Annotated in this window: 21 protein-coding genes; 20 read left to right on the top strand and 1 reads right to left on the bottom strand. The window is 49.6% G+C overall.

The genetic code is table 11. The features are described 5' to 3' along the window. Positions 1–120 precede the first annotated feature (120 nt). The 20 genes from RAC89_RS26105 to RAC89_RS26010 all read left to right on the top strand — a co-directional run bounded on the left by RAC89_RS26105 (position 121) and on the right by RAC89_RS26010 (position 24,620). Positions 121–975, top strand: a complete 855-nt coding sequence (locus RAC89_RS26105) for a helix-turn-helix transcriptional regulator (RefSeq protein ID WP_306616663.1) — start codon at positions 121–123, stop codon at positions 973–975. Positions 976–992: 17 nt separating this feature from the next. Beyond that, a complete protein-coding gene (locus RAC89_RS26100) occupies positions 993–2,777 on the top strand; it encodes a sensor histidine kinase (RefSeq protein ID WP_306616662.1) in 1,785 nt (594 codons plus the stop codon). Between the two features lie 36 nt (positions 2,778–2,813). Next, entirely contained in the window at positions 2,814–4,418 is a 1,605-nt protein-coding gene (locus tag RAC89_RS26095; protein ID WP_306616661.1) for a response regulator transcription factor, read from the top strand. 115 nt (positions 4,419–4,533) lie between these two features. Beyond that, the gene (locus RAC89_RS26090) at positions 4,534–6,123 is read left to right on the top strand and encodes an extracellular solute-binding protein (protein WP_306616660.1); all 1,590 of its coding nucleotides are present in this window, start codon (positions 4,534–4,536) and stop codon (positions 6,121–6,123) included. A gap of 27 nt (positions 6,124–6,150) precedes the next feature. Further along, positions 6,151–7,107 carry an ABC transporter permease gene (locus RAC89_RS26085; RefSeq protein WP_306616659.1) on the top strand — a complete coding sequence of 319 codons (957 nt, stop codon included), beginning with the start codon at positions 6,151–6,153 and terminating at the stop codon, positions 7,105–7,107. Positions 7,108–7,121: 14 nt separating this feature from the next. Further along, a complete protein-coding gene (locus RAC89_RS26080; RefSeq protein WP_306616658.1) occupies positions 7,122–8,015 on the top strand; it encodes a carbohydrate ABC transporter permease in 894 nt (297 codons plus the stop codon). 22 nt (positions 8,016–8,037) lie between these two features. Then, the gene (locus tag RAC89_RS26075) at positions 8,038–10,053 is read left to right on the top strand and encodes an alpha-L-arabinofuranosidase C-terminal domain-containing protein (RefSeq protein ID WP_306616657.1); all 2,016 of its coding nucleotides are present in this window, start codon (positions 8,038–8,040) and stop codon (positions 10,051–10,053) included. 10 nt (positions 10,054–10,063) lie between these two features. Beyond that, a complete protein-coding gene (locus RAC89_RS26070; protein WP_306616656.1) occupies positions 10,064–12,397 on the top strand; it encodes a glycoside hydrolase family 43 protein in 2,334 nt (777 codons plus the stop codon). A 20-nt stretch (positions 12,398–12,417) separates the two neighbouring features. Then, positions 12,418–14,181 carry a glycoside hydrolase family 2 protein gene (locus RAC89_RS26065; RefSeq protein WP_306616655.1) on the top strand — a complete coding sequence of 588 codons (1,764 nt, stop codon included), beginning with the start codon at positions 12,418–12,420 and terminating at the stop codon, positions 14,179–14,181. Positions 14,182–14,474: 293 nt separating this feature from the next. Further along, complete coding sequence (locus RAC89_RS26060) at positions 14,475–15,353, top strand: MBL fold metallo-hydrolase (RefSeq protein ID WP_306616654.1); 879 nt, start codon at positions 14,475–14,477, stop codon at positions 15,351–15,353. Positions 15,354–15,518: 165 nt separating this feature from the next. Continuing rightward, positions 15,519–15,815, top strand: coding sequence for a DUF2325 domain-containing protein (locus RAC89_RS26055; RefSeq protein ID WP_306616653.1), 297 nt, complete (start codon positions 15,519–15,521; stop codon positions 15,813–15,815). Positions 15,816–16,024: 209 nt separating this feature from the next. Then, a complete protein-coding gene (locus RAC89_RS26050) occupies positions 16,025–16,696 on the top strand; it encodes a response regulator transcription factor (protein ID WP_306616652.1) in 672 nt (223 codons plus the stop codon). Beyond that, positions 16,693–18,084 (top strand): sensor histidine kinase, encoded by a 1,392-nt coding sequence (locus RAC89_RS26045; RefSeq protein WP_306616651.1) that lies wholly within the window; start codon positions 16,693–16,695, stop codon positions 18,082–18,084. Before RAC89_RS26050 ends, RAC89_RS26045 begins: the two co-directional genes overlap by 4 nt. An 11-nt stretch (positions 18,085–18,095) precedes the next feature. Beyond that, entirely contained in the window at positions 18,096–18,488 is a 393-nt protein-coding gene (locus RAC89_RS26040) for a hypothetical protein (protein ID WP_306616650.1), read from the top strand. A gap of 246 nt (positions 18,489–18,734) precedes the next feature. Continuing rightward, the gene (locus tag RAC89_RS26035) at positions 18,735–19,043 is read left to right on the top strand and encodes a DUF2249 domain-containing protein (protein WP_306616649.1); all 309 of its coding nucleotides are present in this window, start codon (positions 18,735–18,737) and stop codon (positions 19,041–19,043) included. Further along, on the top strand, positions 19,033–19,257 hold the full coding sequence (locus RAC89_RS26030; protein ID WP_306616648.1) for a DUF2249 domain-containing protein: 225 nt from the start codon (positions 19,033–19,035) through the stop codon (positions 19,255–19,257). Before RAC89_RS26035 ends, RAC89_RS26030 begins: the two co-directional genes overlap by 11 nt. Positions 19,258–19,279: 22 nt before the next feature. Next, the gene (locus tag RAC89_RS26025; RefSeq protein ID WP_306616647.1) at positions 19,280–20,512 is read left to right on the top strand and encodes a hypothetical protein; all 1,233 of its coding nucleotides are present in this window, start codon (positions 19,280–19,282) and stop codon (positions 20,510–20,512) included. A gap of 14 nt (positions 20,513–20,526) precedes the next feature. Beyond that, positions 20,527–20,832 carry a metal-sulfur cluster assembly factor gene (locus tag RAC89_RS26020; protein WP_306616646.1) on the top strand — a complete coding sequence of 102 codons (306 nt, stop codon included), beginning with the start codon at positions 20,527–20,529 and terminating at the stop codon, positions 20,830–20,832. Positions 20,833–21,177: 345 nt separating this feature from the next. Then, complete coding sequence (locus RAC89_RS26015) at positions 21,178–23,055, top strand: rhamnogalacturonan lyase (RefSeq protein ID WP_373430063.1); 1,878 nt, start codon at positions 21,178–21,180, stop codon at positions 23,053–23,055. Positions 23,056–23,462: 407 nt separating this feature from the next. Next, positions 23,463–24,620: a glycoside hydrolase family 88 protein gene (locus tag RAC89_RS26010; RefSeq protein WP_306616645.1), complete on the top strand. Its 1,158-nt coding sequence runs from the start codon at positions 23,463–23,465 to the stop codon at positions 24,618–24,620. A gap of 46 nt (positions 24,621–24,666) precedes the next feature. Here RAC89_RS26010 and RAC89_RS26005 read toward each other — a convergent pair whose 3' ends face one another. Further along, on the bottom strand, positions 24,667–25,446 hold the full coding sequence (locus RAC89_RS26005; protein WP_306616644.1) for a helix-turn-helix domain-containing protein: 780 nt from the start codon (positions 25,444–25,446) through the stop codon (positions 24,667–24,669). Positions 25,447–25,472 lie beyond the last annotated feature (26 nt).

Below are 25,472 nucleotides of genomic sequence, written 5' to 3'. Positions count from 1 at the left end.
ATATGTTTATAATAGTCTGAATGTATTTCTATGGGAATGACACCATGTTTCATTTGTCAGCATGTTTTATTTCTATTACACTACTTATAACGGAATTTGACGCGAGGGGGCGCAAAATGCATGCAAGAATACCAGCAAGAGTATGCGGATCATTGGTATATGGAGCCATCTGCTCTTCAGCAGGCAGGGGGCGTTTGGATCGTTCGAGCAGGGCGTAATATAGCCAAGCCCCACTATTTCGTAGGACCCAAGATCATAGAGCTGTATAGTCTTCATTTTGTAGTAGAGGGAAGAGTCAAGCTCCTCTATGGTGATCACGAAGCTGTGGAGCTCGAGGCCGGAGACTTGTACTGTTTATTTCCGCATCAACCGTATACCTACTATTCCCTGTCGGAGGATCGCCCGGCTGTGCGGCTTCATTGGCTGGCTATGGACGGGCCCCAGCTACCCCAGATCCTCTCCGGCATTGGAATGACCGTGGCCCTGCCTTATGCCCGAGGCATTCTCACGGCGGAAGCTCAAACTTCGCTGCAAAGGGTACTCTCTCAGGTATCTCATTCCACCAAATACACGTTTTTATTGCAGAGCGATCTATATTACTTATTCAACAAACTCGAGCTCTCCAGCAAAAACGATAGGCGCCGGGCTTCGAATACAACCCTTTGGGTTCAGAGCGCTAAAGAATTTATCGATCAGCATTATACGGAAAAGCTTCAAGTGGAGAATTTAGCCGAGATGTTCGGGCTTCATCGCTCCCATTTCACGACGGCTTTTACCAAAATAACCGGTTTATCCCCTATGCAGTACATACATAGGCTGCGAATGGAGCTTGGAGCCAAATTGCTGCAAACCACAAATCTGAGCGTGACGGAAATCGCCCTGTCAACAGGGTATCCGGAGCTTTACTCCTTCTCCAGAGCCTTCAAAAGATACTATGGAACGGCACCAACCGAGTATGGGGCGAAGTATATATAAGAATTGGAGGGTCCGTCGTGAAATTATTTTCCATCAAAAAGCTGATGTCTCCCAGTGGGAGCATACAGGGGAAAATTTTTGTAGCGTTTAGTCTGGTTACTCTGATTGGAATCGTTGCCGTGACCAGTATCGTATATTTATTTATGAGAGAAACCGTCAAAAATAATGCGTTTACTTCCGTTACGGAAAGCATACGGCAAGCGGACGAATCCTTAAATCTCCGTCTGGAGGAAATCGGACGTTTAAATACGGTTGTCGCTACCAATAATACGGTGCTTGCCACCCTGCAAAGCGATACGGAGGAACCAAGCTTTGATTGGTTCCAGGAGCAAAAACGGATCGAGGAGTTCTTGTCCGCCGTGATCGCGTATAAGCCGCATATTTCACGGGTAGCGGTGATTGGACTGAACGGGAAGGTGTTTTACGTCGGTGCCCCTTGGCTCGATAAGAGCGTAATTCAAACACCGATGATGCAGTATTTTCTGCAGAATGGCTCCGGACAAGCTTATTTTCATCAACCGGGCAGCAGCTCCATTGTGACTGGCCGCGAGCTTAGGTATAACCGGAAAGCAATCGGTATCGTCATGTTCGATCTTACCGACGAGCTTATTAAGAAGATTTATGATGTGAAGCCTACACCTGACAGTATGTTGTATGTTGTAGATGAGAAGAACGATTTCATTTATCAGCCCAAGACAAGCGCTATCGGCAAGGAAACGATCATGAAACTAAATCAGGAGCTGGCCGGATCGAGCGCTTCGGTCGAAAGGGTGATTGATCGAAAGGCTTACCTTGTCATTAGCCGCAAATCGGATTATACCGGATGGTCCACACTTGCGCTCATTCCTATGGAATCGCTGTTGAATGAAACCGTGAGGATCCGCAATGTATTAGCCGAAGTAGCCGTGATCGTGTTTATTATTATCGTCATCGGTACGCTGCAGGTTTCCTCGAGAATGACCAAAAATATACGAATGCTAAGAGCGATGATGATGCGGGTGATGGAAGGCAATTTGACGCTGCCGCCGCAGGAAATTCAGACGAAGGATGAAATAGGCCAGCTTTATCAGGTGTTTAAAAGGATGGTAGAGGAGCTAAAGCGCCTTCTCGAAGGGATCATGAAGACCGAGCGGGAGAAGCGTGAAGCAGAGCTTGCCGTACTGCAGGCACAAATCCGGCCCCATTTTCTTTACAATACGCTGAATACGGTAAAGTATTTGGCCAAGCTCAACGGGGTGCCGAATATTGTGGAGGTATCCGAATCCTTGATCGAGCTTATGCGCGGCGTCTTGGGGAACACGAACGAATACCTTTCGCTGCAGGAGGAGCTGCAATATGTACACAGCTACGTCAATATTGAAAAATATAAATATGTGGAGCCTATCCATTTGAACGTTGAAATGGAACAGGAGGAGCTGCTGCGATGCAGAGTGTTAAAGCTAATGCTGCAGCCTATTGTGGAAAATGCCATTATTCATGGAATCGCTTCCGCGGGGCATGAGGGCTTGGTGTTGATTCGAATCTATAAGCAGCACAAAGAACTGAGAATCGAAGTCAGGGATAACGGCAAGGGAATGTCGAAGGAGCAAATGGACGCTTTGTTTGTAGAGAGAAAAGGCCAGACCGATACCCGCTTCAGCGGAATGGGAGTCCGCAACGTGCATGAACGCATCGTCCGGCAGCACGGAGAGCCTTACGGCGTGTTCGTCTATAGTGAGCCTGATTTGTATACGATGGTGCAAATCCGATTTCCATTGCTGCAGGGGGAAGAACGACACCAAGAAATCGAAGGGGACAGCTAGTAGAAGCTTAGGCGCAATAGTCAGGAGGAATGATGGATGTTTCAAGTATTATTGGTAGACGATGAGGCTTTGGCACGCAACGACGTGAAGAGCATGCTGGATTGGGAAAAGCACGGATTCACCCTATGCGGTGAAGCGCTTAACGGTTCGATGGCTCTTACTATGCTGGAGCGGCTTACACCGCATATCGTGCTCATGGACGTAAGTATGCCGGTCATGAATGGGGTGGAATTGAGCCGCATCATGAAAGAGAGATTCCCCAAAGTCAAAATGATCATGCTGAGCAGCTTTGACGATTACGATTATGTTCGTGCTTGTCTCATGAACGGAGCTATGGACTATTTGCTTAAGCATCGGCTGAACGCGGCTTCTCTTTTGTCGCTTCTGAAGAAAGCAGTTCAAGATTTGGAATATGAGGAACGGGAGCATGAGGCCCGCAATGCTCAAACCAGAATGCTGGAACGGATTAGTCCCGTGATTCATCGGGAGTTCGTAGCTAACATAGCCAGGGATGTACCGAACGCCGGAGAGGAGCTGCAGTTTTATGCACGGGACAATCAGCTCTATGCGGATGCCTTGATTTATGGAACCGCAGCGGTACAAATCGTTCCTTTTTTGCTTTTGACGGAAACGCTCGCTGATGTACAGAAGAATCGGTTCGTGCAGCAAGCAACGGATGTGATGCAGATGGCGATTGGCGACATCCATAACCGAACGGTAGCTTACGTCGGGGAAGGAAGGTTTATTGTCCTGTTTTCTTCAGAGGATCGAAGCGAGCATTCGGTGACCACCCAAATCAATCATGCCATGAGCAGTCTAGCCCATTCTTTATTCAAATTCCTTAACCTGAAATGCATCTACACCATAGGGGCGATCTATGGAAATATAAAACAGCTGGGGCTAAGCTACCGCAAAGCCGACCAGGAAATGAACGACATGCTGTATCGGGACACGAACACATCCATCCAGCGGGATTCCTTGTTTATGGAGGAGCAGAAGCAATTGCTGCTTTTTCTGGAGCAGCTGGATGAAGAAAGAATCAACCAAGTCGTTTCAACGATTTTTGCTGCGTTACAAGGTCAGCATGTCTACTCCATGCCGGTACAAATGATGGTAAGTGAAATGCTTCATCTTGCTGAGATGACGATCAAACGGCATTTTCCTAATGCATCCTACGAAGACAACAAGCTTATGCCGTCGCGAAGCGAGCTTGGAAGAGCCGGCAGTATCGCCGAGCTGGAGGAGTGGGTGAAAGACGGATTTGCAAGCGTTGTCGGGGCCGCCAAAAAGCAGCATGCGGGCGGACGCTACTCACGTCATATTTCACAAGCCCTTCAATTCATCATGGAACATTATGCATCCGACATTTCGCTCGAAACCACAGCGAATGCCATTAATCTGAATGCATCCTACTTGAGCAGATTGTTCAAAGAGGAGATGCAAATGACGTTTACAGAGTATTTAAACCGCTTACGAATTACATCGAGCTGCACACTAATGGAATCCGGAGCAGGCTCCTTGAAACAGATTAGCAGCCAAGTAGGCTTTTTGAATCACACTTACTTTTATAAAGTATTTAAGACCATCACAGGAATGACACCGCAGGCATACTTGGATCGTTTGAAACTGTCAAAAAAGTAGAATGGAAAGTCATAAATTTGGAACCATCGAGTAGTAAGCGTTTTCTATAATAGAATCAGCCCTTAGAAAACGCTTACTACTGAGGGGGATCACATCTTGATCGGAGGAACAGAGCATGAAAAGAAATTGGGGGACAGTATTGCTTTCCACTTTGGTTGTATCCGGTTTGACGCTTACGGCATGTAATTCGGATCCGGGTAAGGAGAACGGGGGTAAATCGGCAGCGGATGCGGCCAAAGGCGGCGTAGCCCAGACCGGCTTTCCCATCGTGAAAGAACCGATAAAGCTGAAGATGTTCACTAGAATTGCGCCATCCAACGGTCCTTTCAAGGATATGCCGGTGTTTCAGGAATACGAAAAGATGAGCAATATTCAGGTCGAATTTATCGAGGCGCCGACGGACGGATTTGCCGAGAAAAAGAACCTACTCTTCGCATCGAATGAGCTCCCTGATGCTTTATACCGTTCGCAATTAACTCCTTTGGAGGCAACACGCTATGGAGCGGGAGGCCAGTTAATCCTTCTCGAGAAGCTGATCGATTCCTATGCTCCGAACCTGAAAAAGCTGATGGAGACTTACCCTGAGATCCGTTCGGCCATCACCACGCCGGAGGGCCATATTTATGCCATACCGGGGATCGTATCCGTAGGCGCGGCTAGAACCGATAAACGATGGATCAATCAAGCCTGGCTGAAGAAGCTGAACCTCAAGGAGCCGGAAACGACCGATGAGCTGTACGAGGTACTGAAGGCATTCCGGGATAAGGATCCTAACGGCAACGGCAAGCAAGACGAGCTTCCTATGACGGCGCGGAACGGTCTGAGTATTGTGCCTATCATGGCCGGATCCTTCGGATTAGACTTCCAGCTTGGCTATAACATTAACCTGGAGAATGACAAAGTAAATATTTGGATGGGCAGCGACCGGAATAAAGAGCTATTGGTCTATTTGAACAAGCTGTATTCGGAAAAGCTGCTGGATACGGAGCTGTTCACGCAGAAGGAAGCCCAGTATTTAGCCAAGCAAGGCACGGGAAATACCGGCCTCTTCTTTGATCAGACGAACAATCCGATGCTGGACGGGAAAGTGGCGGATCAATATGTAGGCATTGCTCCGTTCAAAGGACCGCATGGCGACCGACTGCAGCTCGCTGCCCCGGTTCCAAGAGACTTTGGTGCATTCGCCATAACCTCGGTGAACAAGCATCCGGAAGCGACGATGCGATGGATCGACTATTTCTTCGGCGACGAAGGGTCCACCTTGCTGCGATTCGGACGTCTAGGCGAGCATTATGAAATGCGTAACGGCATTCCTTATTATACAGATGCCTTCCTGGCATCGAGCAATGGAGCTCAAGCCAAGATCACCCCATATGCCGGAGGGGGAGCGCCGCATCTGATCAGCGAGAAGGTAGCATCTTTCATCAATCCGCCGCAGGTGCAGGAAGCCCAGAAGAAGCTGGATCCGTACATGCCGAAAATTCGCTATGCAGCTCCTATGTTCGACGAAGCAACGGCACAGAAGGTCAATGTGCTGCGCAATGATATCGATAAGTATTATGAGGAGCAAAGCACCAAGTTCATTGCGGGGGCTCTTAGCTTTGAGAAGTGGGGAGAGTTCCAGGCTACTTTGAAGAAGATGAAAATCGATGAGCTGCAAAAGCTGTACCAGGACGCATACGATAACCTCAAAAAGCAAAAATAGAACCGCATGCTGGTTGGAGGGCTACAGATGAAAAGTACAGTGAGTACAGCAGGCGTTGCGTCTCGATCCCAATCGAGGCGCTCCAGCCTCTTTAAAGCAATGCTCGGCCGATATGATCTTTACCTGATGCTGCTTATTCCTATCGTATGGTATCTTGTGTTCCATTACGGGCCTTTGTACGGTTTGCAAATCGCATTTAAAAACTTCAGCCCGGCCAAAGGGATCATTGGAAGCAAATGGGTAGGGCTGGAGCATTTTGAGCGGTTTGTCGAATCCTACTATTTCTGGAGACTGCTGTGGAATACCATATCCATTAACCTTTACTCTTTATTGTTCGCATTTCCTATACCAATCCTTTTGGCTTTGCTTATTAATGAAATACGCAGTAAGACCTACAGCAAGATCGTACAAAATGTGACGTATATCCCTCATTTTATTTCCGTGGTGGTCATGGTAGGCATGCTGATGCTGTTTCTATCTCCGCGAGGAGGTCCTATCAATTCGATCATCCAAGCGTTCGGCGGGGATCCGATTCGATTCCTAGATACGGCCGAATGGTTTAAGGCCATCTTTATCGGGTCTAACGTGTGGCAAAATATGGGCTGGCAATCGATTATCTACATTGCAGCTCTAAGCGGAGTCAACCCGCAGCTGTATGAGGCGGCCAAGATGGATGGTGCCAGCCGGCTTCGGCGCATTTGGCACGTATCCCTTCCAGGGATTTTGCCGGTCATCGTCATTCTGCTCATTCTTGACGTCGGTCACTTCATGAATGTCGGCTTTGAGAAGATATTGCTCATGCAAAATAATTTAAATTTGGAATCCAGCGATGTCATCTCTACTTTCGTGTATTCGGCAGGTATTCTCAAAGGGGAATACAGCTACACGGCGGCAATAGGCTTGTTTAACTCCGTAGTAAACCTGGCGCTGCTAATGCTTGTGAACCGTTTTGCCCGCAAAAAGGCTGAAACTAGCTTATGGTAAGGAGGGTCCATGTGATGAAGGAACAAACGCTTAAGAAAAGGAAGTCGGAAGAAGTCGTATTCGACGCCGTCGTCAACACATTGGCCGCACTAATTTTAGTTGTGGTGCTCTACCCGTTACTTTTCATCGTAAGCGCATCCTTCAGTGATCCGGCATTAGTGCTGAACGGCGAGGTGTATTTGCTGCCGAAGGAAATTACTTTAGAGGCATATAAGAATGTATTTGAAAACGAACAAATATGGAACGGATACGCCAATACCATACTATATACGGTTGTCGGTACAGCGATCAATCTGTTCATGACGATATTAGCCGCCTATCCGCTGTCAAGACCGGATCTGCCCTTGCGCGGAGGCATTATGTTTTTTATCACTCTTACGATGTTTTTCAGCGGCGGTTTGATTCCAACGTATCTCCTTGTGAAAAATCTGGGGATGGTGAATACGATGTGGGCACTCATCATACCGGGAGCTATTGCTACCTATAATTTGATTGTCATGAGAACCTATTTTCAATCGAGCATCCCGTGGGAAATTCAGGAGGCCGCGCATATTGACGGCTGTTCTAACTGGAAGCTGCTCACCCATATCATCCTGCCGCTGTCCAAGCCGATTCTGGCGGTGATGGTTCTGTTTTACGCGGTCGGCCATTGGAATGCGTTCTTCAATGCCTTGATTTATATTCGCAACAAGGAGTTATACCCGCTCCAGCTCGTGCTGCGTGAGGTGCTGATGGTCAGTCAGGCGGATGCCGTGGACAGTAATGTGGGGCTGGAAAATAAAATATTGCTCGCCGAAAGCATCAAATATGTCGTCATCATCATTTCCAGCTTGCCGGTCCTCGTGATGTATCCGTTTGTGCAGAAGCACTTTGTGAAAGGCGTAATGATCGGTTCATTAAAAGGTTAATGCGGAAGGAAGATCAGTATACATGGCGCAATCAACAGCTAAGATAAAGGTGAATGTGAATCAGGTCGGACAAAGTAAAATCAACCCTTATCTATTCGGACATTTTGTGGAGGATATCCGTGACCATATGGAAGCGATGTTGGCGTATCCTCTTTCTGATATGGATTTTGAAAGCACGGACAGCCCGTTTAGAGGACTTTCCGGAAGCTGGAGACCGTTTACGAACGGGAAAAGCACGGTTTATGCTCTTGAACCCGCTGCAACGCTTCATTCCGGGCACAGTCAAATGGTTCGCATCTACAGCGATGATGATGGCTACGCGGGCATCAGCCAGGCCGTTGCCGTCAAAAAAGACGAGGAAGGCTACCGCTTGGCGGTTTATGCGAGAGCTTCCGTAGAAATCAAATACGTTGCTGCCGAGATTGTGGATCAGATGAGCGGAGAAGTGCTTGGGCGGGTCAGGATCGATCTGGCGAGTCATTATTGGAAGCATTACGAAGCTCGTCTGCCGGTCCTGAGGGATTGCGAGCGCGCGGAGTTCCGGATCTATGTACCTTCGGAGCATGAGCGCTGGCTCGATCACGTATCCACGGGGATGTTATGGCTGGATCATATTTCGCTTCTGCCTTCCGACAGCATAGGTAATGTTCGCAAGGAAGTCGTGGATTTGACCAGAGACTTGAATGCCGGCATGATGCGGCTTGCGGGGAATTATATCAGCGCCTACCATTGGCGGCAGGCTGTCGGTCCCGAGTATGAACGGCCTTGTGTGATCAATGAAGCATGGGGCGGATGGACGAATAAGTATTTCGGCACGGATGAATTTATTCAGTTTTGCCGTGAGCTGAAGGTGGAGCCGCTCATCTGCGTAAACGACGGCTCGGGAACGCCCGAGGAAGCTGCCGAGTGGGTGGAATATTGCAATGGCGATGCCGATACGCCGATGGGGAGGCTGAGGGCTGCTAATGGCCATGCAGAGCCGTATGGCGTGAAGTATTGGGAGATCGGCAACGAGGTTTGGGGCCCGTGGCAGGTCGGGCATTGCAGCGCCGAGCGGTTTGCCGGGCGGTATACGCGGTTTGCTAAGGCCATGAAGGCCGTCGATCCCGAGATTAAGCTGCTTGCTTGCGGCGATACCAAGATGGAGTGGAATAAGCCTCTGCTGGAACAAGCTGCTGAACATATGGATTATTTAACTTTACACCTGTATCACGGATACAACCGATTCGGCATGAATCGCAGTACGCCGCAAGAAGAGCGTTATAAGGCGATTGTCTCCTATCCGGAATGGACGAGGGAATCCCTTCGTCAATTGCGGGAGATGTTCGCATCCGATCTGCGTTATGCCCATCTGAAGGTGGCCATTACAGAGTACAACACAATGTACTATCCGAATACCATCCGCAAGGGCCTTCCGAATGAACATACGCTCGAAGCGGCGGTTGCGAATGCGGCCAACTTGAATGAATTTATTCGAAATAGCGACATGGTGGAGATCGGCAGCTTCTCCGACCTGGTCAACGGCTGGCTTGGCGGCTGTATCCGGGTTGGGGATTATTACGCGGATCAGTTCCGCGGTAAAATTTCCGGCTCCAGCGGAAAACCATTGACCGTATACGGTACACCGACCTATCATGTGATGACCATGTATGCAAACCGGGATTTGGGATATGTGGTTCATAGTGAAGCTGAATGCGGCAGCTTTCAGGTCAAGAGCCCATTGCCCGGAGCTCCGGAGATGGATCATTTGCCGAACCTGGATGTTGTCGCATGTACGAATGAGCCTGGAGACAAGCTGACGGTCTTTATTGTGAACCGGAGTCTCGAGGAAACCGTAACCGAAGTGCAGCTGAACGGGTTTGCCGCATCCGGGACGGCTCGTTTGCTCGAGCTGACTGCAGAGGATTACGAAGCTATCAACAGTGTGCATGCACCGGATGCGGTTGTCAGTACTGTCCATGAATTGCCGTTCGCCCATAGCCAAGTCCTTTGTCATTTGAAGGCTGCGTCCGTCTATGTCTTGGAAATCGTTCGATAAGAGGGGTTGGATGTATACAGCGGCTGCGTGTGCTTTTCTTGTGGCCATCCTGCTTGGTGCCCAGCTCCAGTGGGGAAAGAAGGAGACGAACCGTATGGCGGTAACCTTGAGTCAGACATACGAGAATCCATTTGTATTGAGCCAAGAATGGGAGGACTACGGCATCGGAGATCCCTACATTCTCCGTTACGACGGTAAATATTATCTTTATTGCAGTACGAAGGACCGGAGAGTCGGGATTAAGGCATGGAGCTCCGACGATCTTGTAAATTGGCATTATGAGGGCTTGGTTACCGAGGAGCCGGTAAGCACAGGTGCTTATGCACCGGAGGTCGTATATTGGAACGGGTCGTTCTATATGTATACCTCTCCGGCGGGCAAAGGGCATTATGTCCTGCAAAGCGACAAACCGACAGGACCGTTCGTGAAGAAAACCGACAATCTGGGACTGACGATCGACGGCTCCGTCTTTATCGATGACGATGGGAAATGGTATTTTACCCACGCCAAATTCGATGGCATTATGGCCAGTACGATGAGCGATCCGTATTCGATCGATCCGGGCAAACAGCTGAACACTTCGCTGGGGCATTGGACGGAAGGTTCCATGATCATCAAGCGGAACGGACGATATTTCATGACCTATACCGGAAATCACGTGTTTAGTACAGGGTATCGGGTCAATTACGGAGTGAATCGCGAATCACCTATCGGAGCTTATACCATACCGGAGAACAACCCGATCCTGATCTCCACCGCCAATGATTTTAACGGTCTAGGCCACAGCGCGACGGTGATGGGACCTGATTTGGATTCGTATTACATCGTTTATCATAACCTGGTCGGCCGTTCGGCGGAGGGGCCTCCCGTTCGAAGGATGAATCTGGATCGACTGGTCTTCAACGGAGACAAGATGTCCGTGCTTGGACCGACGCACGGGGCTCCGCAGGAAGCACCCCGGCTCCCGGATTTTCGGGATGTTCCAGGTGAGGCGCCGTCCGAAGTCAAGTGGGAGAGAACCGGCCTAACTGAAGGTGTCGAGGCTTTGCTTGCGCGAACGGAAACCGACGGCCGGTTTACCGCGGAATACAATTTCCGATTGGGCGATGCTGCTGCCGGTGGGCGCACTTCGTCGCTGGATGCCGTGTTTGCATATGAAGATTCGGGAAGCTACCGCGCAGCTCGTGTGGACGAGGCAAAGATGGAGCTTGTGCTGATCGATCAGGTAAACGGCGTGGAGACAGCTGCGGCAAGGAAGCCGTTGCCGAAAGGCACCGATCTGACGAAGCTCCACGCGATACGTATCGAATCGGACAGCACCGGCACGAAGCTCTTCTGGGACGGCTTGCTCCAGATAGAGCAATCCTCCCTGGCTGCGAAGCCTGGCCGCATCGGTTATGCTTGGCCGCAAGGGGGGAAGCCGGAGCTGCGCTACACAGCTTTCTCTAATGATGCAGGCGGAAGCAGTGATGGGAGGGCGATGAAGCCGCTACCCGGCGCAATGGAAGCCGTTCATGGCGTTCGTGAAGGCAATCCGGTCGTCCGTACGGGAATCACGCCCGACGGAAGCGATGCGGTAGTGCTGCCCGGTAAGGGAGACGGTCTCGCCTTTCCGGTTAACCTTCGTCAGGACGGTACCTACCTGCTATCGGTGAATGCTGCCAAAACCTCGGCGGGCTCCACGCTGGAGATCGAAATCAATGGCGTAACGAAGCAGATCAAGCTGGATCCGGCATTATTCGCAAGTGGTGCAGAGTGGACGAAGGTACCGCTAGGTGAGTTCGGGCTGAAGCAAGGGCCGGCATGGCTGTCATTGCGCCGAGTGAAGGGTGAAATCACCCTTCGGTACGTGGAAGCGAGTCTGACGGCAGCCGTACCGGAGCAGTCCGTCATCAAGCCGACGAGCGTGGGGGTCCTGAATCGGTTCGGCGGTGATGCCGGCTGGACGGATTATACCGTGAGCTTCGACGTGACTCTCAAAGAAGCGACCACAGAAGAGATAGGAATCTTGCTGCGGACGACCCATGAATCCGAGTTTAAGGATCAGGTCAAGGATGCATTTATGGGCTACTCGCTTTCGTTTCGAAGCGGAAGGGTTGCTTTAACGAAAGTCAGCTACGAGAAATCAGCGGAACAAGCCTCCGCTTCTCTGGCCTTTACTCCAGGTCAAACTCGAAGGTTTACAGTGAAGCTAAAGGGGGCGTCCCTTGCGGTATTCGACGGGGACGGCAAGGAACCCATGATAAAGTGGACGGACCCTAACGCATTTTTGCTCGGCCGCGTTGGCCTGAAGGGCGTATCAACGGCTTGGACGATCTCGCCGCTAACGGTAACACGAGATTAAGCAAGGAGGACAAGAACGAGATGACAACCAAGAAATATATCAAAAATTATCCAAGACCCCAGTTCGTAAGGGATCAGTGGGTCGATCTGAACGGCGAGTGGCGTTTCGGCTTCGACGATGAAGGCGCAGGTGTTGCCAAAGGGTGGCATCGAAGCTTCGGCGGAGACCGACGAATCATCGTCCCCTTCACTTACGAGACGAAGGCGAGCGGCATCGGCGAGGAGGCTCACCACCCCTTCGTCTGGTATAACAGAACGCTGGACATTTCTTCGGAAGCTGCGGGCAAACGCATTCTCCTGCATTTTCAAGCGGTCGATTACATTGCCGACGTATGGGTTAACGGGGAGCATGTCGGAAGGCACCAGGGCGGGTATTCGGCATTTTCGTTCGATATCACGCCTTACGTGACGATCGGGTCACCCAATGAGCTCACGGTGAAGGTCGAGGACAGCAAGGATGCCACGCAGTCTCGCGGTAAGCAGCGCTGGGTGGACGATAACTTCGAATGCTTCTATGTGCAGACGACTGGGATTTGGCAGTCGGTTTGGCTTGAGTATGTAGAGCGGCAGTACGTCGATTCGGTGAAAATCACACCGGATTTGGATGCCTCTTCCGTTCGGTTCGATTATCAGGTCAAGGGCGAACTGCATGCCGGCGGCCGGCTTCGTCTGGAAACGGTAATTAGCATGAAGGGACGCCAGGTCAAGCAGACGAGTCTGACCATCGATCGCCCGTGGCTTTCGCTGGAGGTCGATCTCGTTCACGAAATGAACGGACCGTGGAAACGCTGCTACTGGGCCCCAGGCCGTCCGAATCTGTACGATGTAGAATTTATTTTATACCGCGACGACGTCGTGATTGACCATGTCTACTCCTATTTCGGTATGAGAAAAATATCGATCGAAAAGGGCAAAGTACTGCTGAACAATGTGCCGATCTATCAGCGGCTGGTACTGGATCAAGGCTATTGGACGGACAGCCATCTGACGCCGCCTTCCGAGGAGGCACTGATTGAGGATATCGATCTGCTTCTGCAGATGGGATATAACGGCGTCCGCAAGCACATGAAGGTGGAGGACGCACGGTTCTTGTATTGGTGCGATGTCAAAGGCGTGCTTGTATGGTCGGAGATGGCGGCAACGTTCGAATTTAACGATAACGCGGTGCATAAATTTACATCGGAATGGATGGAGATTGTACGCCAGCATTATAACCATCCTTCCATTATCACGTGGGTTCCATTCAATGAATCGTGGGGGATCGGCAATATTTATAAGGATCGTCAGCAGCAAAAGTTCACTGAAGCGATCTATCATCTGACCAAGGCGTTTGATCCAAACCGGCCTGTGATCGTAAATGACGGCTGGGAGCATACGGTATCCGATATATTGACACTGCACGATTATGTGGAGAAGAAGGAGCAATTCCTGAAGCGTTATGCGAGCAAGGATGAAATCGTGAACAACGAGGAGACCTGCAACCAGTGGAAATACGCCTTTGCGGACGGCTACAGCTACAAGGGACAGCCGGTAATCATTAGCGAATTTGGCGGGATCGCCTTCGAGTCCGATAAGGGCTGGGGCTACGGCGGGCAGGTCGATTCAGAGGAAGCGTTCCTTGAACGGTTCCGCGGTATTCATGAAGCCATCAAGCAGACGGATTATATCGTCGGGTACTGCTATACGCAAATCACCGACGTCCAGCAGGAAGTGAATGGGGTACTAACCGAGGATCGCAAACCAAAGGTACCGATTGAGAAAATCAGGGAGATTAATCTTATGTGACGTCTCTCTTACAGCGCAAGCTTACTCGACCACCTCACTGTGAAGCCGATTCCTGAGGAATGCAAAAAATCACCTTCTTATGGGCCGATCCAGCTCTAAGGATGGTGATTTTTCGTTACGTCCGACGTCAAACGTTCGTTGGATCCCCGAAACGGCTGCGGAGTGGATGATGATAACGAAAGAAGGAGTCTTTCCCTTCTTAGGCGAACTATAAAAGTAGAGATGGGAAAGGACAAATTCGACCAATAAAGCTTCCGTTTCCACAATAAGAACCGAGCAAGGGGAGAGCGCTAATGCAAAAAACACGCAAAGTATACCGTGAAGGGGAGCAGCTGATTCAGCAGATCGAAAACACCGTCGTGCCTGACGAAGCAGTAGCCATTTGGCATTTGGGGCAGGAGTCGGTGGTTGTTAAAGGGGCGGGTATCGTATGTTACTTCGACCCTTTCCTATCGGGTATCACCGTGGAGGACGAATCCGATTCCTTGTGGAAGCGGTCGTTCGCTCCGCCATTAGACCCGGCACGAATATCTCATGCGAACTATGTCTTCGTGAGCCATTATCACGGTGATCACTTGGATCCGGTAACCCTTAAAGCCATTCACAGCGCGTCACGGCAAACGATGTTTATTTGTCCGGTCCCCATCGTTCATTTATTACAGGAATGCGGTATCGAGCCCGAACGTATCATCGGGGCCACTGTCCATGAGACGCTGCGGTTGGGAGCAATGGAGGTTGAATCGATCCCCTGTATGCACGAAGAATTCGATGTGGATTCGGACGGAAACTATCCATATTTGGGGTACGTTGTGCGAATGGGCGGAATCACACTCTATCATGCAGGCGATACGATCGGCTATCCGGGACTGGCGGACCGTCTCAGAGCTTGCCAAATTGATGTAGCGCTTCTGCCGATAAACGGCCGGGATGTGAAGCGCACCCAGATGAACATCGTCGGCAATCTGGGCTTCCGTGACGCGGCGGATCTTGCCGTGGCTATGGAAGCAGACCTAGTGATTCCGATGCATTATGACGTATACCCATTCAATGCGGACAATCCTTCTTACTTTGTAGATTATTTGCTGCGCGAGTACCCTGAACAGAAGTTTAAGATGATGGCTGTAGGAGAAAGGCTGCTGTATGTAAGCGAGCGGCTCGATGGTGCGGAATAACCGATAATACATACTCAAATCGATAGGCTGCTGCGTAGGAGCAGTGGCCTGATTTCATAACAACGGTCATCCACGTCATTAATTCCCACTAATCCAATTGACATTATTGTAATTATGATTATGATAATAGTAAGTGACTCATATTTTGGTTAGGGGGAATAGGGCATGAAAACCGTGGTGATCATTGGGGGCAGCCAAACGGACACATTCAAGAAGCTGGGTCAAAAGCGGGGCGTTATTGTCGAGCATCATAACGGTAAGACCGGCGGGGGCTCGGTGGAGCGCCATTTCATGCACATGATTAACAGAGCGGATGTCATAATCGTTCTAAAAGGCGCCATCAAGCATTCTTCGATGTGGGCCGTCCGGGAGCTGGCGGACAAGCTGGGGAAGAAAATCGGGTATCATGACGGCTTCGGGGCTACCGGGGCCCTGGATAAGGCGATGCGCTTGGTAGGGTAGTCGATCAAACATATGCTTACATAGATAAGCCGGGGGTGTTGCTCCTTCGGCTTTTTTTCTTTATATCGCCACACAAAGTTGATATTGAATTTATATGAATTCGTTATGATACTTGTAACAACCGGTAGGGAGGGATGAGGTACTTTGAAAAAGACAAACGGGTACGTCATAATTAGGAGATAACCAATAAACAAAGCGGGGGATTGTGCATGAATATACTGGTCGTGGATGATGACCCATTCATTCAACAGCTTGTCTTTATTCATCTGACAAGGGAAGGCTATGATGTACTTCTGGCTGGGAATGCAGAACAAGCCTTGCAGCTCGTTGACGGGAAAATGATTCATCTGGCGATCGTAGATGTCATGATGCCTGGCATGAACGGGTTCGACTTGACCCGGGCCCTTAGTCAGGACCTGCAGATCCCTGTGATTCTACTTACGGCCAAAGGGCAGCTGGACGATAAGGAAAAAGGATTTCTTGCCGGAGCGGAAGATTATATCGTAAAGCCCTTCGAGCCGAAGGAATTGATTTTCCGGGTTGCCGTTATCGTCCGAAGATACCAGCAGTCCATCCAAGACACTCTGCGGGTGAGCAATATCTTGATCAACCGTAAAAATTATGAGGTCACCATCGACGAAGAAACCGTGATTTTGCCATTAAAGGAATTTGAGCTGCTGTCCCTGCTGGTGTCCAGGGTGAATCAAGCCACGCCGCGAAGCCTGCTAATGGAATATGTCTGGGGAAGCGATCATGAAGGTAACGAAATGACACTCAATACGCACATTAATCGTATTCGCGAGCGATTAAAGCGGCATCATGCCCGTGTGGAGATCCATACCTTGCGCGGCATCGGCTACAAGCTAGAGGAATCGAAATGAAAACCCTATACAGGCAATTTATCGTCGCGACGCTGTGTATTTTAGCCGTCAGCATTGTGATCGGGTTCGTTCTCTCCAACGTGTATTACATGAAAGTGACGAAACCCAAAAGTGATAGGCAAAATGTCGCCATTGCGCAAGAGATCGTCCATGTTCTGAAGGAAATGCATCCCGTGGAAAATGGCTTCGAAAGCTATCTCCATTCCGTAGCCATGCTCGGTTACCAGATTTATGTCCTCGGAGAGCAAGGGGAGGAGTTCTTTTTTGGGGCGCCCTTCGATCGGAACAGCTTACCTGAGGAAGCCTTGCGCGTTCTTACGGCCGGGGATATTTATCATGGGATTTCCGATTTTCCCAGCAATAACTTTATGGTCGGACATTTTGCCAATGAGCTGAAGAATACGGTCGGCGTCCCTTTCAGCTACGGCGCCAAGCATTACGGATTATTTATCCGTCCGCAAATCCGATGGATGTCGTCCGACATTCATACGGTGCTAGTGGGGTTTCTTCTTGCCGTCGCTGTGGTCAATATCTTGGGCATGATCTGGTTAGCTAGACAATTAACCCGCCCCATTTCTCAATTAACAGAGGCGACGAAGCAGATCACAAAGGACAATTTCGGTTACCCCCTCCATATTGAAAGGAAGGATGAAATCGGGCAGCTCTCCCAGAGCTTCCATCTGATGCAGAAGCAGCTGGAGCATAACGATCTTGCCAGAAAGTCATTCATTAGCAACGTGTCGCACGATTTCCAATCTCCCTTGATGAACATTCAGGGCTATGCCGGGCTGCTGCAATCGCCTGTTTTAACGGAATCCCAGCGGATCGAGTATGCTGCCGTTATTGATCAGGAAGCCAATCGCTTGTCCAGTTTAACGAAACAGCTGCTGCTTTTGACATCCCTAGACCAAGCTGCTTATCCTATGAAATTCAAGGCTTTTTCACTCAACGAGCAAGTAAAACGGGTAGTGAAAAAGTATCGATGGCGCCTGGAGGAGGATGATATTGACATTTCTTATCATCTGGCGCCGACCTGGATTCGTGCTGACGAGGAGCTTCTGGAGAATGTATGGGAGAACCTGCTGACCAATGCGATAAAATACAATAAGCCCGGCGGTACGATCGAAATCGGGCTGACCACCACGGATACGAGGATTGAGGTATCCTTCAAAGATACGGGAATGGGGATTTCGCCGGATGCGGCTTCTCAGGTATTTGACCGGTTTTTCCGGGTGGATCAAGCAAGGAGGAAGCAGGGCACCGGCCTCGGTCTATCGATTGCATATCAGATCGTTACCCTCCATCAGGGAGAAATCAAAGTGGAAAGCAAGCTTGGTGAAGGCAATCGATTTATCGTCTCTCTTCCCCGCTTGATTCATGAAATCTAGGAGGCTTCAAAATGGAAAAGAAATGGAGTATTCGCTTAATTCGCTTTGCAGCGATATTCGGACTTATCGGGACCTTCATCGGCTCGGATATGGCGGGCCGCTTGGATTATTCACTACGTCCTATCCATGCCCATATTTTGCTGGTAGGCTGGCTGTCCGTTTTTGCGTGGGGCATTTTTTACCGGGTGTACAGCATCCGCCACAAAATTCTTGTCACGATTCACAGCCTTCTTGGCATGTCGGGAGCGCTTGGACTCACCTTAGGCATGTGGATGTATAACCATAACCCCTTTCATTTGAATCAAACATTCGTTCTTATATTTTTCATTGCAGGAGGCTCGCTTCTCCTGTTGGCCTTCCTATTCTTTGTCATCAATTCGTTTTTTATTGAAAAAGAAGAGTAACCTCATGAACAAGGGCTGTCCTTCAAGTGGATCCAATTTACTTGAAGCGTAGTCCTTTTTTTGTTGTGACCGAAGGCAGACGAGCATGATTTTATCATTAGCTTATCCACTTGTGACTGCAATCACACAGCTGCTTCTGATAATCCCTTACACTGTATTTGTAGCTGATAATCATTCTCATGAGAAGATGCATGCAGATGTACTACGCAGGTAAATATGGTCGCAGTGATGAAGGGAATGAAGAGAATGGGACAAATCGTGGAGCTTGACGTTAGGCCTTACTTAAGACAAAAGCTGGAGCCGTTTAAACAAATTATGAATGTAGTGGATTGTCTGGAGCCGAACGATCTATTCGTTTTGCATGCTACCTTTAAGCCGACCCCTCTCTTAGGGTTTATGAAAGCCAAGGGCTACACGCACAAGGTAGAAGAACAAGCGGAGGATCATTGGATCGCAGCGTTTGCCAAAGGGAAAGAGGCACAGGTGAGGCTGGCGTCGTTGTCCTTGCGGGCATTTGCCGAACACGTAGAGGAGGCAGCAGTCGATGAACAATAGAGTAATTGAACTGGATAACAGGGGGCTGCAGCCTCCTGAACCGATGATGCGGACACTCCAAGCGCTTAAAGAGATGGATAGGGGTGGACAGGTGATCATCCACAACGATCGTGTCCCTATGTTTCTGATTGAGGAGCTGAGGAGCTTGAAATACGACTATACGGTTGACTCCCGGGAAGACGGTTCCGCAATCATCACCATTACCAAGCGTTAGCTTGTATGGAAGGAGAGCGGCCATGATACGACTACCGCTGCTGTTTATCGCAACCGGCGTCATTAGCTTCGTCTTATTTCACCTGTTATCTTTATTTACCTTCGGGGCATGGGTTGTGGAGCCGCCGCGGAATCCCGACGGTTGGTTTCGAATTCATCTGCTCGTGCTGGATTGGGCAACCATGATCGCGATGGGGGCTGTGTATCAGCTCATCGATGTCGTATTGCAAAGAAGAATTCACAGTCGGATGCTAGGATATGTTCATTACGCGTTTTTTACAGTAGGGTCGATTCTTCTTCTCACAGGGTTTCTCCGTGTGAATACGGGTTGGATTGCAGTCGGCGCTTCCATAACGTTCATAGGGATTCTGCTGTTTGCTTGGAATGTGGGTCATACTTTGCGTGGCGCAAAGCAGTGGAATCCCATCACGGTGAGCACGGCGTGCTCCATAGGTTATTTGGTGCTTACGGGAGTGTTCGGCACCGCGATGGGATTGAATTTCGCTTTTAACCTGTGGGGAGAGGTGCACGAGCAGCTGCTCTCCGCGCACATCTGGGTGGGGACGCTTGGCTGGTTCGGACTCCTGATTACAGGCTTTAGCTACAAAATGCTTCCTATGTTCTACTTGTCTCATGGAGCTGCTGAGAGGCCACAGCACATAATTACCTGCCTTTGGAATGCCGGTGTCCTTTTGGGGGCCGTCACCTTTCTTTTGCAGCTCCACACATTTTTTATGGGAGTAAGTATTCTTCTGTTAGTTACCGCTCTATTCGTTTATGACCATTATATCGTCGAGATCCGGAAGCATCGCCATAAGCCTATGCCGGGCCGAGGAATTTTATGGACCATTTGGTGTACTCGGGTTTTATTTGTATTCTCCCTCTGCATCTTTATTGTATGGTTGATTTCACCGGAGCATTTATGGAGCTCAACTTGGGTGCTTCTTGCCGGATGGGTTTACCTGTGGGGCTGGGTCGCCATGACGATTCTAGGGTATCTGTCCAAAATCGTACCCTTCCTCTGGTGGACGCATAAATATGGTCCTCAAGCAGGCAAACCGGATATACCGGTGATGTCAGATATGATCGATGAAAAGCTTGTGCATAGAGGCATGCTTGGTATGGCCTTGGGCCTCGGCATCGCTATCCTTGGGATGGGCTTTTCCATCACCCAAGCTGCAGCAGCCGGAATTTCGATAGTATCTCTCTTTTCTTTGTTTTATATAGGTTTGGTTGTGAAGGTATTTACTAGATAACGGGAGTGATTTGTATGGAAACACTAGCTACTGCCGAGCATATTCGTGAGCATTTAAAGCTGGTACTTGATCCGGAGCTAGGGGTCAACATTGTGGATCTGGGCTTAATTTACCGTATTGACGTATCCGATGGAGATGTGGCTATCCGTATGACGCTGACAACACCAGGCTGTCCCCTGCATGATACGATCGTAGGAGGAGTTAGACGGGCTTTGGAAGGGAAGAAGGATATAAAAGGTGTAAAGGTGGAGCTTGTCTGGGAACCGCGCTGGTCTCCCGAAATGATGACTGAGGCGGCTAAAGCTCAATTGAATGCTTGAGTAAAAATTTCAGCGGATCGTTAAATGCTGCCCCTCTGCCTCCAAATCGCTATCGCGTTTGGAGGTTTTTTGTACGCGTGATAGGAAGAGCTCTGATTAGAATAAGAAATATATAACATTATTGGTGAATAAAAGAAATCACTGATTTTTGAACAATCATATCGGTTTATTTGGTTTATTTTACCATACGGAATCAAATAAGATCTTCTTAGGGAAGCCGATATGGTGTGCAACCAATAAGCAATGCAGCTTCCAAAATTAAGTAAGCGTATTCATTAAAGAAAGGAGGAAATGAGACATCTATATTTGTGCTTCCCTACATTAATCGAATGGAGGAAATTATGAATGAGTAACAACACGCATAGCAAGCTGCGAATGGCTGCTCCCCTTGTACTTGCTGCCTCTATTATCGCATCGTGCTTCATCCCTGTGCAGGCCGCATGGGCCGCATCGGCGCGTCAAGCGGAGAAGCTGAGCCGGGGAGTCGTGGCGGTAAAGACCGATACGGGCGTTTACATCAGTTGGCGATTGCTTGGTACGGAATCGAGTGCGGTTTCCTTTAATTTGTACCGAAATGGTACGAAGGTCAATTCTACTCCGATTACAAACAGCACCAATTATCAGGATGCAGCCGGCACCGCCAGCTCCAGCTATTCAGTGCGTGCCATTGTGAACGGCGTGGAACAAACGGCTTCCCCTGCCGCTGCCGTATGGGGAACCAATTACAAGGATATCCCTATTCAAAAGCCAGCCGGAGGTACGACGCCGGACGGCGTAGCCTATACTTATAGCGCCAACGACGCAAGCGTAGGCGACCTGGACGGAGACGGCGAATATGAAATCGTTCTCAAATGGGACCCGTCCAATTCCAAGGATAATTCCCAATCCGGTTATACAGGGAATGTCTATCTGGATGCATATAAGATGAACGGAACGCGCCTCTGGAGAATCGACCTTGGAAGAAACATTCGGGCGGGCGCCCACTACACTCAGTTCCTAGTCTATGATTTTGACGGGGACGGCAAAGCGGAGGTTGTGTGCAAAACAGCTGACGGCACTATCGACGGTACGGGTGTTACGATTGGGAACGGAAGTGCGGATTACCGCAATTCCAGCGGTTATATCCTGAGCGGTCCCGAGTATTTGACGGTTTTTTCCGGTCAAACGGGTAAGGCGCTTACGACTGCCGCCTACGAACCCCCAAGAGGCACCGTATCCAGCTGGGGCGACAGCTACGGCAATCGAGTCGACCGTTTCCTGGCCGGAGTCGCTTATTTGGACGGCGTTCGCCCGAGCATTGTCATGGCGCGCGGCTACTACACCCGTACTGTACTCGTGGCTTACGACTGGCGCAACGGCACCCTAACCAGAAGGTGGACATTTGATAGCAATAGCTCCACCAATACCGGAACTGCGGGTCAAGGCAATCACAATCTCAGTGTGGCGGACACCGACGGTGACGGCAAAGACGAAATTCATTACGGCTCTCTGGGGATTGACGATAACGGTGCGAAGCTGTACAACACGGGGCTCGGTCACGGGGACGCTATGCATCTCAGCGATTTGGATCCGGATCGTCCGGGTTTGGAAGTGTTCGGGGTTCATGAGAGCACCTCCGCACAATATGGCGCCGAAATACACGATGCCAAGACCGGGCAAGTGCTCTGGGGCAAAAATACCGGTGCGGATACCGGTCGCGGCTTGGCCGCCGATATCGATCCCCGCTACAGAGGGGCAGAGCTCTGGGCGTCAGGCGTTGGTCTTCATACCGTAACAGGCACGCAAATCAGCAGCTCCAATCCGGGTTCCATTAATTTCGCCATCTGGTGGGACGGTGACTTGTCCCGTGAGCTTCTGGACCATACCGGCGGAACTGGGAAAATCGACAAGTGGAACTATTCGAACAACTCGTTGACAAGACTACTCACAGCTACAGGTACAAGCTCTAACAACAGCACAAAAGGCAATCCTTCTCTCCAGGCTGATCTTCTGGGGGATTGGCGTGAAGAAGTGATTTGGAGAACGACGGACAGTAATGCTCTAAGGCTTTATACGACCACGGACGTCACCAGCATCAAGATCCATACGCTGATGCATGATCCGGTCTACCGCCTCGGTATTGCATGGCAAAACGTCGCCTACAACCAGCCGCCTCACACAAGCTACTATCTTGGCACCGGTATGGCTGCGTCACCACAGCCCCTTATTTATACGACACCTTAAACCAAATGGATGGGGGACAGCCGCAAGGCTTTCTCTCTCTATTGTCTGGAATGGATGTATAAGAGCTCTAACCTTTGAATAGACTAAGACCCGGATCGCTGCTAACGAACCCGGGCCGCATCAATAGTCGCCCTTCAAGGGGGCAGGCTCCAATAGGGTGGGAAGGGGACCGTTCACTTTGCTGAAGTGGGGACGGTCCTATTTCCTTTTATGGTAAGTTGTGATCAACGTGATAACTAGATTGACAAATAGAAGTGTGATGGTAACGGCTCCTATCACAATCGTTATGACAGTCCTCCTAATATCAAACAGCAACAGCGTTATACGATCACGCAACAACGATATATATATCTTTGTTATAGTTCAGGATAAGTCTTTCATTCGTTTGAGATCAGGAGGAATGACCGATGCCTGTACAACGCATTGACAAATATGAACGCTCTCCACTGCTTTCGAGTGAGGCGATTGCCGATGTTATCGAATGGGTGATAGCGAGGCTGGACAAAAATATGCAGCGCTTCAGCAAGAATCAATTTCCGGGGCCCCATACGGAAAATACGATCTATCCTGCGATTTTGAATACTCATTGGATCAACGGGTTTTGGACCGGCATGCATTGGCTTGCCTACGAAATAACAGGCGACGCGAAGTATAGGGCGGCTGCAGAAGAACAACTTGATTCTTATTTGTGGAGATTCGAGAACAACCAAGTCGATACGCACGATCTGGGATTTTTATATTCGCTCTCCTGTGTTGCCGCTCATAAGCTTACGGGTAATACATATGCCAGGGAATATGCTTTGAAAGCAGCGGACTGCCTGGCGGCCCGTAATACGAAGCCGGGGTTGATCAGCCAATTTATCAATCGGCAAGGAGAAGTAAGGGTCATTATTGACTGTATGATGAATATTTCTTTGTTATTTTGGGCTTCCCAAGAGACAGGGAACGGTTATTATGGGGAAATCGCCTATTCGCATGCCCGGAATTCTGCCGATTATTTCGTTAGAAAAGACGACTCGATAATACAGGCTTGCTATTTTGACCCGACGACCGGTGATTTCATTCGCGCTGCTACAGGGCAGGGATATTCCAACGAAGGCTGCTGGTCAAGAGGACAGGCATGGGGGATCTATGGGTTTCCGATTTCCTACAAATACACGGCGGATCGTCAATTCCTGGAAACGGCCAGAAGATTGAGCCATTATTTTCTTGCGCACCTTCCGGAGGATGGGGTGTGTGCCTGGGACCATGTCTTTACCGAAAAAAATGTACAACGGGATTCTTCTGCTGCGGCGATCGCGGTTTGCGGAATGCTGGAATTGGCTAAGTCGATGGAGGACTCTGACCCGGATAAGCATTACTTTACCAAAGGGTCTCTCTATATCCTGGAGTCTCTAATCAAGAATTATATGAGCATAGATCGACCGGAGGCGGAAGGCTTCCTGCTGCACGGTGTATATTCTTTACCCGACAACCACGGCGTAGACGAATGCACCATATGGGGAGATTACTTCTTTTTTGAAGCGCTGGTTAGACTCACTCGGGATTGGGATATGTACTGGTAACAAGGAAGGGATTGATTATATCACCTTCGAAGAAGGCAACACGGTATTACAATTCCAATTGCTTGCGATAAGCTGACGGCGTCATGCCTGTCAGCTTCTTAAACATGCGGTTAAAATAAGCGGCATCACAGTAACCAAGCTCGCCGGCAATCGATTCGATCTTGGCGTCGGACGTCAGAAGCAGCTCCTCGGCCTTCGTAATCCGCGTTCGATGCATATACTCCAATGGAGCCATACCGTAATACTTTTTGAAGCTTGTGATGACATGGGACGCGTTGCGATCTACATGGTGGGCAAGCTCTTCGATCGATAGAGGCTCGCGGTAATATTCCATTATATATTCCCGCACCTGTTGAACGACACGCGCCTGCTTCCCTGACCTTTGCTGTAGGGCATGCTCTTGATGAATGCGTACGGCAAGCTCCAGCAGCATACTTTCGCAAAGCGTTTTATAATACATGTCCTTTTTCGCCCAAATGTGATGCATTTGAGAATAGGTTTGTTTCAGGTAGGTGTAAAGCGATGCAGCTTTGAATACAACTACTTGTCCCTTCAATTGAGGAAAATGCTGAAAAAGTCCGTCTCCGGTCCAATGGACCGAATACTTGGATTGGGCTTCTACTGCAGCCTCAGCTCCTCTAGCCAGCCTTTCCCCGATAAATAGCACATCGCCTTGCGACACAACGTATCGTTTTCCTTCAATCCAATATGTGCAGGAGCCCTTCTCCATAAACATGAACAGATGATGCGGAATATCCGCAATCGGTTCATACCCGCCCCAAGTATTCGCGTAGTTCATGTACTTCACATTTTCGACGGTAAGCATGTGTCCATCTCCCTCGTTATTATAAA

The organism is Paenibacillus sp. GD4 (genome assembly GCF_030846225.1).
GTDB lineage: Bacteria > Bacillota > Bacilli > Paenibacillales > NBRC-103111 > Paenibacillus_G > Paenibacillus_G silviterrae.
This window is presented reverse-complemented; position numbering and strand designations above follow the sequence as displayed.